The 12,241-nt window shown below is 72.7% G+C and carries 9 protein-coding genes and 1 pseudogene; 1 reads left to right on the top strand and 9 read right to left on the bottom strand.

Annotation, left to right across the window (positions count from 1 at the left end; translation table 11 throughout):
• Positions 1 to 74: 74 nt before the first annotated feature.
• From DVH02_RS05025 to DVH02_RS05005, 5 genes and pseudogenes are all read right to left on the bottom strand, one after another.
• Positions 75 to 1,205, bottom strand: a pseudogene (locus tag DVH02_RS05025) (sensor histidine kinase); the annotation flags it as partial.
• Positions 1,206 to 1,368: 163 nt separating this feature from the next.
• Positions 1,369 to 3,453, bottom strand: a complete 2,085-nt coding sequence (locus DVH02_RS05020; protein ID WP_199566170.1) for a peptidoglycan binding domain-containing protein — start codon at positions 3,451 to 3,453, stop codon at positions 1,369 to 1,371.
• A 266-nt stretch (positions 3,454 to 3,719) separates the two neighbouring features.
• Complete coding sequence (locus tag DVH02_RS05015) at positions 3,720 to 4,127, bottom strand: DUF6113 family protein (RefSeq protein ID WP_114622454.1); 408 nt, start codon at positions 4,125 to 4,127, stop codon at positions 3,720 to 3,722.
• Entirely contained in the window at positions 4,124 to 5,029 is a 906-nt protein-coding gene (gene mshB / locus DVH02_RS05010) for an N-acetyl-1-D-myo-inositol-2-amino-2-deoxy-alpha-D-glucopyranoside deacetylase (RefSeq protein WP_114622453.1), read from the bottom strand. The genes DVH02_RS05015 and mshB overlap by 4 nt, the downstream gene beginning before the upstream one ends.
• A 175-nt stretch (positions 5,030 to 5,204) precedes the next feature.
• On the bottom strand, positions 5,205 to 5,399 hold the full coding sequence (locus DVH02_RS05005) for a DUF2304 family protein (RefSeq protein WP_114622452.1): 195 nt from the start codon (positions 5,397 to 5,399) through the stop codon (positions 5,205 to 5,207).
• 435 nt (positions 5,400 to 5,834) lie between these two features.
• Here DVH02_RS05005 and DVH02_RS05000 point away from each other — a divergent pair, with 435 nt between their 5' ends.
• Positions 5,835 to 7,973, top strand: coding sequence for a prolyl oligopeptidase family serine peptidase (locus tag DVH02_RS05000; RefSeq protein ID WP_114622451.1), 2,139 nt, complete (start codon positions 5,835 to 5,837; stop codon positions 7,971 to 7,973).
• A gap of 242 nt (positions 7,974 to 8,215) precedes the next feature.
• On the opposite strand, the gene DVH02_RS04995 is transcribed toward DVH02_RS05000, so the two are convergent.
• From DVH02_RS04995 to DVH02_RS04980, 4 genes are read right to left on the bottom strand one after another with little or no spacing between them, the layout of a single operon-like run.
• On the bottom strand, positions 8,216 to 9,307 hold the full coding sequence (locus DVH02_RS04995) for an ABC transporter ATP-binding protein (RefSeq protein WP_114622450.1): 1,092 nt from the start codon (positions 9,305 to 9,307) through the stop codon (positions 8,216 to 8,218).
• Positions 9,300 to 10,274, bottom strand: coding sequence for an ABC transporter ATP-binding protein (locus DVH02_RS04990; protein WP_114622449.1), 975 nt, complete (start codon positions 10,272 to 10,274; stop codon positions 9,300 to 9,302). The genes DVH02_RS04995 and DVH02_RS04990 overlap by 8 nt, the downstream gene beginning before the upstream one ends.
• 11 nt (positions 10,275 to 10,285) lie before the next feature.
• On the bottom strand, positions 10,286 to 11,278 hold the full coding sequence (locus tag DVH02_RS04985; RefSeq protein ID WP_114622448.1) for an ABC transporter permease: 993 nt from the start codon (positions 11,276 to 11,278) through the stop codon (positions 10,286 to 10,288).
• Positions 11,271 to 12,194 carry an ABC transporter permease gene (locus tag DVH02_RS04980; RefSeq protein WP_114622447.1) on the bottom strand — a complete coding sequence of 308 codons (924 nt, stop codon included), beginning with the start codon at positions 12,192 to 12,194 and terminating at the stop codon, positions 11,271 to 11,273. The genes DVH02_RS04985 and DVH02_RS04980 overlap by 8 nt, the downstream gene beginning before the upstream one ends.
• Between the last annotated feature and the right edge of the window lie 47 nt (positions 12,195 to 12,241).

Genomic DNA, 12,241 nt, shown 5'->3' with positions numbered 1-12,241 from the left:
CTCCTCCGCCTTGCGGCTGCACGCACCTGACACCTCCCCGCCCGCCCCAAGGGGCGGACGACGCTACTTCGGACTCACTCGTCTAGGCTCATGCGCCGGGTCCCGGCCCACGGGTCCCCCGGTGTTCCCCGCGGCCCGGCCGGCACCCTCGCCACCAGCGCGAAGCCCTTGCGGGACGCCCGGGTCTCCAGGGTGCCGCCCACCGCGGCGAGGCGCTCGCCGAGGCCGGTGAGGCCGTTGCCGTACGGGGCGGCGGACGCGCCGTCGCCGTCGTCCTCCACGGTGAGTTCGAGGACGGGGCCCGCCAGGGTCCGGCGCGGGGTGAGGGCGATGACGCGGCGGCGGGCGCCGCTGTGCCGTACGACGTTGGTGACGGCCTCGCGCAGCGACCAGGCGAGCGCCGCCTCGTTCTCCTCGGCGAGCGGGCCGCCGGGCGGCGCTTCGGGCGGGTCCGCCGGGAGGCCGGCGGCGACCCCGGCCGCCGCCAGCGCGGTCCTGGCACCGGCCAGTTCGCCCGGGAGCGTGGGCTTGCGGTAGCCGGTGACCGCTTCCCGTACCTCCTTGAGCGCCTGGCGGCTGACGCGTTCGATGTCCGCGACCTGTTCGGCGGCCCGGTCCGGCAGGCCGGGGAGCATCCGTCCGGCGAGTTCACTCTTGAGGGTGATCAGCGAGAGGGAGTGGCCGAGGAGGTCGTGCAGATCGCGGGCGAGCCGCAGCCGCTCCTCGTCGGCGGCGAGTTCGGCGACCGTCGCCCGCGCCTCGCGCAGCTCCACCGTCGTCCGGATCAGCTGCCGGATGCCCGACATGGCGAAGCCGCCGAGCAGCGCCGGGACCAGCAGGCCGGTGACGAGGTCGGTCGCGTCCTCCTGGTGCGGGCCGATCAGGGCCATCACCCCGGTGACGGCGACGATCAGACCCCAGGAGACCGGCCCGGGAAGGGCCGCCCCCGCCGTCACGGAGACATACACGAACAGCACCAGCCACGCGGGCCCCATGGTGAGCGAGAGCAGGACCGCCAGCCCGCACAGCAGGAGCAGCATGGTGCAGACCACGCGCGGCTGGAACGCCTCGGCGGTGTGCCGGAAGACCATCACCAGATAGGCGGCCACGAAGACGGCCAGCCCGATCCCGCCGAGCGCATCGGCCCCGACCGTCGACCGCGCGGACGTCCCCGTAGCTCCTGGTGACCGCGTCGAACCGCACCACGTCGGTGGCGCGCACTGCCGTTGTCGTCATACGGAGAGCCTCCCCCGGGCGGGGCCCGCCCCGGCAGTGCCGCGCGTCGTGGGCCGGGCATGACATCCGTCATCCGGCGGACATGACGGTGCCCCCGCCGGTGGGGCGGGGGCACGGTCAGGGCGGGGTACGTCAGCTGGGGTCGAGGTCGATCGTCTGCGTGCGCTCGGCGGGGGTCTTGCCGCGCAGCGCCTTCTGCATCGCCTGTGCCACGTCGGTGGAGGAGACGGGGTACTGCTTGCCGTTGCCCTTGGTGATCGTGATGCCCTCGAAGACGCCGTCGAGGAGCTGCTCGATGGCGTCGCGGTCGTAGACCTCGACGAGCTTTCCGTCGATCGGCTTCATGGAGAGGATCTGCGGCAGGGACTTGGCGGGTCCGAACTGGATCTGTTTGCCGCCGGCCTGGATGGTGATCAGACCGGACATGGCGGGCTTGGCGAACTCGTTCATGGCCCGGTCCAGCTCCGCCTGGCCGATGGTGGGCTCGCGGGTGACGACGGGCAGCTCGACGGGGTTCGTGCGGCCGGTCTGTACCTGGGTGCGGTAGGCGTCCCGGGTCGAGATGATCGAGTGGTTGACGTCCAGCGCCTTGCCCGCCTTGCCGGGTACGGCGACGGCCTTGTCCGGCTCGAACTCGATCGTGCCCTCGGTGGCGGAGCCGGAGGTGCCCGCGAGGTCGGTGAGGGCGGCGCTGAGCTTCTCCTCGTCGACGGGGATCACCGGTTCGGCGATCCGGGCGGCGCCGAACAGGGAGCCGACGACCGAGACCGGGTTGTAGTCGCTGCCCGCGGCGCGGCGCACGGTGGCCTGGCTGTCGAAGCTGAGTCCCGCCTTGTCCGGGGAGAGTTTCTCGGTCTTGCCGCCGATGGCGAGCCGCAGGGGTTGGGTGGCGCGCCCGCCGAGGGTGGCGTCGAGCTTGGCGACGGCCTCCTCGCGGGTGCCGCCGCCGATGTCGACGCCGAGGACGGCGGTGCCCTTGGGCACCTCGGAGTGGTTCATCAGCAGGCCCGCGCCGTAGACGCCGCCGCCGAGGACGATGACGGCCACGCCGAGGAGCGTCAGCTTGGAGCGGCCCTTCTTCTTGGCGGGCGCCGCCGGAGCCGGGGCCGCCGCGCGCGGCGCGGTCCCGGCGGGCGGGGCGCCCTGGGCGGAGCCCACGGGGCCGGGGAAGTCGGGCGCGGAGAAGCCCTGGTGCGGGTCGGGCGCACCGGCTCCGCCCGATCCGGGGCGGGCGCCGGGCCCGCCGGGGCCGGGGAAGCCTCCGTGGTGCTCCGGCGGCACCACGGGGATGCCGCTGGTGAGGGTGTCTCCGGAGACCCGGCCGCCGGGGCCGCCGACCGGGCCGGGGCCGCCGGGGACACCGGGTCCGCCGTCGGGCACGGGCGCGGGCTGCTGGGGCGTCAGCACGGCGGTGTCGTCGGACATCCGGGGCGCGCCGCCGGCAGGCGGGGTGCCCAGGGAGGCGGGCGGGGTGCCCAGCGAGAGTCCGCCGCTGACCGGTCCTGTGGTCGGGCCTGCGGGTGCCGCGGCCGGGCCGGGGCCCGTGCCGGGCGGCGGGGTGAGCGGGCCGGGCGCGAAGCCGTTGGACGCGGCGCCGGAGGCCCCCGCGTCCGAGGCGAGCCCGCCCAGCGGACCGCCGGTCCCGGGGAGCCCGTCCCTGGCCGGGCCCTGGGAGGGGTACGGCTCCGAGGAGTACGGCGACTCGGCGCGGGCGCCGCCGGAGACGGCGGCGGCTCCGGCGCCCATGCCCGCCGCCGTACCGGCTCCCGAGCCCGTGCCCGAGGAGGGCTTGCGGGGGGCGAACCAGTCGCTGGTGGGCGGCGCCTTCTCCTCGGCGGACTCCTCGGCCACGGGGTCCGCCTGGCCGGTCTCGGCCGTCTCGGCGGGGACCTCGGGCCGGGGGATGCTCGCGGTGCGCTCGGCGACGGGGACGCCCCGGCCGTTGGTGCTGTCGCCGTCGGCCACGGGCTTGCGCATCACGAGGGGCGGGATCGGCCGGGAGCCCGGGATGTTGATCCGGATCCGCGTGGTCAGCGTGGTCTCGGTTCTGGGCTCGTCCGGCTGTGGCGCGGGCGCGGTCTCGGTCTCCTCCGGAGCGTCCTGCTGGGGATGCAGCGACGGGTACTGGCGGGTGCCGTAGGGCGGCGTCCCCGAGGGGTACGCGGCTGCGCCGCGCCCCTGGGGCCCGGAGGACGAACTGTCAGTTTCACGACTCAAAGCAGGTTCTCCCGGTTGGCTCCGCCGCCCGTTCTTACTGGTACTCAGCTGTTCAGGTCCCCCATTGCCGGAGGCGGCGGGGAAGGCCCGGAGCGCGCACCACCATACTGGCCTCAGCCGGCGCGGACCCGACGACCGAGGCAAGCGATGGTCCGCCGACCGTACGGTCGAGGTCAATTCGGCGGCGGCCCAGGGCGTGTTCCGAAAGTCCCGCCTGCCCGGCCTGCGGGCGGACGACGCTCCTTATCGAAACACGCCCTGGCGCGTCACATCCCCATACGGCCGGACTGAGTGCCCGGTTGCGGCAACCGCGACATCGTGGCACACATCACAGCCACCGCCATCCCGCCGAGCAGGTAGACGAGGGGGCCGACGCCGCCGGAGAAGACCGCGTCGCCCTCGGAGCGGCCGAAACTCAGCCAGATGACGGCGATCAGCCAGCCCGCCGCCGGGGCCCCCACCCCGGTCTGGGTGCCGGTGGCGCGCAGCCCGCCGTAGAAGAGCGCGGCGGTGGCGAGCAGGGCGAGCACCAACCCGCCGGGGAACCAGCCGCCTTGGACGAGGGACCCGGCGATCGCCACCAGCGCCCCGAGCGCGGCGAGGCCGAGATACGCGGCGATCCGGCCGGGTGCGACCGGCCCGCCCAGGAACGCGCCCGGCTGCTGCCCGCTCATGCGTTCGCCCCGGAATCCCCGGCGATTCCCGAGAAGAGGTCGCTCTCGCGCTCTCCGGGCGCCGCTCCCGAGGTGCCGTGCGCCAACTCGTAGTACTCGGTGGCGAAAAGTGGCTGTCCGAGGTCGTTGGAGAGCGCGAAGAACGGGCCGTCCACGGCGATCTGCGTGGCGTGGGCGCGCATCGCGGCGGCCTTGCGCTCCCGTTGGGACGCGCCGTCGACCGCCGCCGTGATCCGCGCGTCGGGGACCACGCCCGGCAGGTCGTCGACCACCGCGACGCCGGGGAAGCCCGCGTCCGAGGCGCGCAGCCGGGCGAGGCCCTCCTCGGCGACCGAGCGCGGCACCCGGTTCCAGTAGATCTTGTCGATGGTGTGCGGGGCGCCGAGCGCGGGCCGGAACGCGCTGTCGGCCGCGAGCGCGGCGGCGCGCGTCGCGACGCGGTGGGCCTGGATGTGGTCGGGGTGGCCGTAGCCGCCGTTCGGGTCGTAGGCGACCAGGACCTGGGGGCGCGTCTCGCGGATCACCTCCACGAGGTACCCGGCGGCCTCGTCGAGGTCCGCCCGCCAGAAGGCGTTCTCCCGGTCGTTCTGAGGGAGGCCCATCATTCCGGAGTCCCGGAACCGGCCGGGGCCGCCGAGGAAGCGGTGGTCGGTGACGCCCAGCTCCGCCATGGCGGCGGCGAGTTCACCGACGCGATGGGGGCCGAGGCGGTCGTCGCGATCGGCCGCCAGGTGGGCGAGTCCTTCCCCGATGACCTCGCCCTCCTCGCCGAGGGTGCAGGTCACCAGGGTGACCAGGGCGCCTTCGGCCGCGTACCTGGCCATCGTGGCGCCGTTGTTGATCGACTCGTCGTCGGGGTGCGCGTGCACGAGCAGCAGACGGCGGGCGGGTAGATCGGTCATGGGGACAGCCTACGAGGCATGACGAACCGGCCCCTCGGCCAGTGGGCGATGGTGCGGGCCGAGGCGCCGGTGGCCGGGTGGCGCCGATCCTGTTCGAGAGTCCCGGTACGCGTCGCGTACCGGTGCCGCGACCGGCAGGGTCCGCCCGGCGGGGCAGGTCCGGCCGGGAGGGCCGCTAGAACTTGATGCCACCGATCATCCCCGCCACGTTCGTGGTGAGTTCGCTGATGGTGGGGGCGATGGAGGAACTGGCCATGTAGAACCCCAGCAGCATGCAGACCACCGCGTGTCCCGCTTTGAGCCCGGATTTCCGGACCAGCAGGAAGACGACGATCGCCAGCAGCACCACCGCCGAAATCGAGAGTGCCACGGCGGTTCACCTCCATAGATATTCAGTCGGGAAAACGCAGCATGCATGTGCCCGGCAGATTCCTACCCACCTATCGCTACGGATCATAACTATCCGTGCGTACGCATCGATCGGTGCACGGCAGCACAGGGGGCGCACGGACTGGCGCGCGCCCGCTGGACGAGTAAGTCCGAAGTAGCGTCGTCCGCCTCTTGGGGCGGGCGGGGAGGTGTCAGGTGCGCTGCGCTCGCTGCGCTCCCTCCGCCTCGGCGCTTGACGCGTCCTTCGGATGCCGAGCGCAGCCGCAAGGCGGAGGAGGGAAGCGACGCGGAGGGGGCACCTCCCACGCCCTTAAGGCAGTGGGGGAGTCGTTGACCGACGACAACGCCGCGGATGTGCGTGCATGGCGCCTCCCCGCAGACGGGACTTCGGACTTACTCGTCTAGGTTCGCGCGTATGACTTCGCCGCAGCAGCTCTCGTTCGCACGTCAGCATGCCAGGACCCAGCGGTTCACCCTCGGTGCCCCGCGCTCCTTCACGGTGTCGCCGGACGGCGAACGAGTGGTTTTCCTGCGTTCCGGATCCGGCACGGACCGGGTAAACCGCCTCTGGGTCAAGGATCTTGGCGCACCGGACGAGGAGGCCCGGATCGCCGCCGATCCCGGCGTACTGCTGAACGGCGCCCAGGAGCGGCTGCCGGCCGAGGAGCGGGCACGCCGTGAACGGGCCCGAGAGGGCTCTGGAGGCATCGTCGGCTACGCGGTGGACGCGGAGGCCGGGCTCGCCGCGTTCGCGCTCTCAGGGCGCCTCTACGCGGTCGCCCTGCGGGCCGGGACGCCCCGCAGGCTCGCCGTCCCCGGCCCGGTGGTCGATCCCCGGCCCTCGCCGGACGGCCGGCACATCGCGTACGTGGCCCGTGGAGCGCTCCGGGTGACCGGTGCGGACGGCGAGGGCGACCGGGAGCTGGCGGGGCGCGAGGAGGGCGAGGGCGCCGATGTCGCCTACGGGCTGGCGGAGTTCGTCGCGGCCGAGGAGATGAGCCGCTCGCGCGGCTTCTGGTGGTCCCCCGGGTCGGACCGGCTGCTGGTGGCGCGGACCGACACCGCCGAGGTGCGGCGCTGGTGGATCTCCGACCCCGCGCACCCGGACCGGCGGCCCACCGAGGTCCCGTATCCGGCGGCCGGCACGCCCAACGCCGAGGTGCGGCTCCTCCTCGTCGGACTGGACGGATCCCGTACCGAGGTGGTCTGGGACCGGGCCCGCCTGCCGTATCTGGCGCGGGTGCACTGGTCGGCGGCGGGCGCGCCGCTGCTGCTGGCGCAGAGCCGTGACCAGCGCGAGGCGGTGTACCTGGCGGTGGACACGGAGACCGGGGCCACCACCCCCGTGCACCGGGAGGAGGATCCGGCGTGGCTGGAACTGTTCGCCGGAGTGCCCGCCTGGGCGCCGGACGGGCGGCTGGTGCGGATCGCGGACGAGGGCGGCGCGCGGGTCCTGGTGGTCGGCGACCGGCCGCTGACCGGGGCGCGGCTGCACGTGCGCGCGGTGCTGGACATCGGCGCGCACGACGTGCTGGTCACGGCGTCGGCGGGCGAGGAGGCCGAGGCCCCGGAGACCGGGGAGATCCATGTGTACCGGGTCGGCGGGCTGGGGGTGGAGCGGCTCTCGGAGGGGCCGGGGGTGCACACGGCCGTGCGGACGGGCGCGGTCACCGTGCTGGTGTCCGCGCGGCCGGAGACCTCCGGGGCGGCCGTGCGGGTGCTCAGGGAGGCCCGGCGGCCGGTCGTGATCGACTCGTACGCCGAGACGCCGGTGCTCACGGCGCGCCCGCGGTTCACCGAGGCGGGCGCCCGGCGCATTCCGTGCGCCGTACTGCTGCCCCGGGGCCACCGGGAGTCGGACGGTCCGCTGCCGGTGCTGCTCGACCCGTACGGCGGTCCGCACGGGCAGCGGGTGCTCGCCGCGCAGAACGCCCATCTGACCTCGCAGTGGTTCGCCGACCAGGGGTTCGCGGTCCTCGTCGCGGACGGCCGGGGCACCCCCGGCCGCTCCCCCGCCTGGGAGAAGGCCGTGCACCGGAATCTGCTGCTCACCCTGGACGACCAGGTCGAGGCGGTCCAGGAGCTGGCCGGGCGGTTCCCGTTCGACACCGGACGGGTGGCGATCCGCGGCTGGTCGTACGGCGGCTATCTCGCCGGGCTCGCGGTGCTGCGCCGCCCGGACGTCTTCCACGTGGGGGTCGCGGGCGCCCCGGTGACCGATCTGCGGCTCTACGACACCCACTACCAGGAGCGCTATCTCGGCACCCCGCAGGACGAGCCGGAGCTGTACGCGGCCCACTCGCTCGTGACGGACGACGGCCTGTCGGCCCCGGAGAACCCGGCCAGGCCCCTGATGATCATCCACGGGCTGGCCGACGACAACGTGGTGGTGGCCCACTCGCTGCGGCTGTCGGCGGCGCTGCTCGCGGCGGGCCGGCCGCACGAGGTGCTGCCGCTGACCGGGGTGACCCATATGACACCGCAGGAGCAGATCGCGGAGAACCTGCTGCTGCTCCAGGTCGACTTCCTGAAGCGGTCGTTGAACATGAAGTAGCTCCCGGCGACGCCGCGCCCAGAACCGCGCGCCCAGAACCGCGCGTCCAGGACTCCGCGCCCAGGACCGCGCGTCCGGGTCCCGGCGTCCAGAACCCCGGACATACGGGCAACCGGCCGGTGCTCCTGGAAGCCCCGGCCGGTTCACGGCACCCGCACGGCCGTACGTCATTCAGACTGACGGGTCCGTATATCGGAGACGGGTCGGCGAAGTTGCCTGCGTGTTAACGAAATTGATGTGTTTTATTCGCCTTCGTCCGGCTCCGTCGCGGTCGGTACGGTCCGCCGCTCCGCCGCGAAGTGGCACGCCGAGGGGTGCGTGGCGGGCCCGCCGTCGCCCCGGAAGACCTCCGGCACCGCCAGCTCCGGGACCTCCACGGCGCACCGCTCCCGCGCCTTCCAGCAGCGCGTACGGAACCGGCAGCCGGACGGCGGGTTCGCCGGGGACGGAACGTCACCCGAAAGAATGATCCGGTCGCGGCGCTCCCGCGCCGTGGGGTCGGGCAGCGGCACCGCCGAGAGCAGTGCCTGTGTGTAGGGGTGCGTCGGATGGTCGTAGATCTCCTCGTCCGAGCCGATCTCCGCCAGCCGGCCCAGGTACATCACGCCGACCCGGTCGGAGATGTGCCGGACGATCGACAGGTCGTGCGCGATGAAGAGGTACGAGAGTCCGAACTCGCTCTGCAGCTTCTCCATCAGGTTGATGACCTGTGCCTGGACGGAGACGTCGAGCGCCGAGACCGGCTCGTCCGCGACGATGATCTCGGGCTGGAGCGCGAGGCCGCGGGCGATGCCGATGCGCTGGCGCTGGCCGCCGGAGAACTGGTGCGGATAGCGGTTGATGTACTCCGGGTTGAGCCCGACCACGTCCAGCAGCTCCCGTACCCGGCGCCGCCGGTCGCCCTTGGGCGCCACCTCGGGGTGGATCTCGTACGGCTCGCCGATGATGTCGCCCACCGTCATCCGGGGGTTGAGCGAGGTGTACGGGTCCTGGAAGACCATCTGGATGTTGCGGCGCACCGCTTTGAGCGCGCGCCCCGACAGCCGGGTGATGTCCTCGCCCTTGTAGCGGATCACGCCGGAGGTGGGCCGTTCCAGGTTGACCAGCATCTTGGCCACGGTCGACTTGCCGCAGCCGGACTCCCCCACGATGCCCAGGGTCTCGCCCGGCGCCAGGTCGAAGGAGACCCCGTCGACCGCCTGGACCGCGCCGACCTGCTTGCGGAACAGGACGCCCCGGGTCAGCGGGAAGTGCTTGACCAGGTCCCGTACCTCCAGGACGGGTTCGGCGGCCGGGGCGGCCGGGGCGACACCGGCCGTCGCGGGCTCAGCCATCGCGGGTCTCCTTCCAGAAGAAGCAGGCGCTGCGGCGGCCCTCTCCGGCGTCGAACAGCGGCGGCACCTCGGTGCGGCAGATGTCCTGGGCCATCGGGCAGCGGGGGTTGAAGGCGCAGCCGGGCGGGATGCGCAGCAGGTTCGGCGGCAGGCCCTTGATCGCGTACAGCTCGCGGCCCTTCTGGTCCAGCCGCGGGATCGACTCCAGCAGCCCGCGGGTGTACGGGTGGGCGGGGGCCCGGTAGATGTCGTGCACGGGGGCGCTCTCCACGATCCGGCCCGCGTACATCACGGCGATCCGGTCGGCGACGTCGGCGACGACGCCGAGGTCGTGGGTGATCAGGATGAGCCCCATGTCCAGTTCGCGCCGGAGTTCGGCGAGCAGGTCCATGACCTGGGCCTGGACCGTCACGTCGAGTGCGGTGGTCGGCTCGTCGGCGATGATCAGGTCGGGCTCCAGGGCCAGCGCCATGGCGATCATGATGCGCTGGCGCATCCCGCCGGAGAACTGGTGCGGGTAGTCGTCCACCCGCTCCTTGGCGGCCGGGATCCGTACCCGGTCCATCAGCCCGACGGCCTCGGACCGCGCCCGTCCGCGGTTCATCCCCCGGTGGACGATGAACATCTCGCCGAGCTGGTTGCCCACGGTGAGTACGGGGTTGAGCGAGGAGAGCGCGTCCTGGAAGATCATCGCCATCTCGGCGCCGCGGATCCTGCGCCGCTGGTCCTCCTTGAGCCTGAGCAGGTCCCGGCCCTTGAAGAGCACTTCGCCGCCGGAGATCCGGCCGGGCGGCGAGTCGAGGATGCCCATGATCGCCTGGGCGGTGACGGACTTGCCGGAGCCGGACTCGCCCAGCACGGCGAGCGTCTCCCCGGCCGCGACCGAGTACGTCACGCCGTTGACGGCCCTGGCGACTCCCTCCCGGGTGTGGAACTCCACCTGGAGGTCGCGTACTTCGAGCAGCATGGACGCACTCCTCAGCGCAGCTTGGGGTCGAGGGCGTCGCGCACCGCGTCGCCGAGCATGATGAACGCGAGTACGGTCACGGCCAGCGCGCCGGCCGGCCAGAGCAGCATGTGCGGGGCGTTGCGGATGTACGGCGAGGCGTCCGAGATGTCGATCCCCCAGGAGACGGTGGGCGGTTTGAGGCCCACGCCGAGGTACGAGAGGGTCGCCTCCAGCGCGATGAAGGTGCCGAGCGCGATGGTCGCGACGACGATCACCGGCGCGATCGCGTTGGGCAGGACGTGCCGCAGCATCATCCGGGGGTTGGAGGCGCCGAGGGCCCGCGCGGCCTGCACGAAGTCGTTCTGCTTGATGGTGATGACGGAGCCGCGGGCGATGCGGGAGATCTGTGGCCAGCCGAGCAGCACCATGAAGCCGATCACCGGCCAGACGGTGGCGCTGGTGACCACGGAGAGCAGCACCAGACCGCCGAGGACCACCGGGATGCCGAAGAAGATGTCGGTGAGGCGGGAGAGGATCGCGTCCCAGAACCCGCCGAAGAACCCGGCGAGGCCGCCGAGGACGGAGCCGACGACGGCGACGCCGAGGCTGGCCAGCACACCGACCACCACCGAGGTCCTGGCGCCGTACACGGTGCGGGTGTAGACGTCGCAGCCCTGTCCGTTGAAGCCGAAGGGGTGGCCGGGCCGGGATCCCTCCTGGGCCTTGGCGAGGTCGCAGGAGAGCGGGTTGCCGCTCGCGATCAGCGACGGCCAGATGGAGATGATCACCAGGAAGACGATGATCAGTCCCGAGACGAGGAAGACCGGGTTGCGGCGCAGATCCCGCCAGGCGTCCGACCACAGGCTGCGCGGCCGGCCCGCGGGACCGCCGCCGCCGGGTCCTTCGGGGCCCTGTTCCAGGGTGATCCCTTCGCTGGTGGCGAGGTCCATCGCCCCGCCGGCGCCGGTCGACGCGATGGCCTCGTGGTCGCCGCCGGGGCGGGCCCCCTGTGGTTCAGGCATAGCGGATCCTCGGGTCGAGCACGGCGTAGAGGAGGTCGACCAGCAGGTTCGCCACGAGGAAGACGATGACGAGCACGGTCACGAAGCCGACGACGGTCTGGGTGTTCTGGCGCAGGATGCCCTGGTAGAGCTGGAAGCCGACGCCGTGGATGTTGAAGATCCGCTCGGTGACGATCGCCCCGCCCATCAGCGCGCCGATGTCCGTTCCGATGAAGGTGATCACCGGGATGAGCGAGTTGCGCAGCAGGTGCCGGGTGATCACCCGGTGGCGCGGCAGGCCCTTGGCGACGGCCGTGCGGACGTAGTCGGAGCGGACGTTCTCGGCGATCGAGGAGCGGGTCAGCCGGGTGACGTAGGCCAGGGAGACCGAGGCGAGTACCAGTCCGGGCAGGATCAGCTCGCCGAACGGCGCGGCGGAGGAGACCGAGGGCTCGATGACATGCCATGTGACGCCGAGCAGCAGCTGCGCGAGCAGGCCGGTGACGAAGGTCGGCACGGCGATGACCACCAGGGTCAGCAGCAGGACGGAGGTGTCGACGGGGCGGCCCCTGCGCAACCCCGTGACCACGCCGAAGACGATCCCGACGATGATCTCGAAGACGATGGCGACGATCGTCAGCCGGATGGTGATCGGGAAGGCGGTGGCCATCAGGTCGATGACCTTCTGGCCGTTGAAGGCGGTGCCGAAGTCCCCGGAGAAGACATGACCCATGTAGGTGAGGTATTGCTGCCAGACGGGCTTGTCGAGGCCGAAGTCCCCGCGCAGCTGGGCCTCGGTGGCCGGGTCGCACTGCCGGTCGCCGCAGAGGCCCGCGATGGGGTCGCCCATCACGTTGACCATGAGGAAGATCAGCAGGGTGGCGCCGATGAAGACCGGGATCATCTGCAGCAGGCGCCGGATCACATAACGTCCCATGAACGGCTCCGGGGGTCGTGGTGGCGGGAGCGCCGGACCCGTAGGGC

Source organism: Streptomyces corynorhini (assembly GCF_003346515.1).
GTDB lineage: Bacteria > Actinomycetota > Actinomycetes > Streptomycetales > Streptomycetaceae > Streptomyces > Streptomyces corynorhini.
This window is presented reverse-complemented; position numbering and strand designations above follow the sequence as displayed.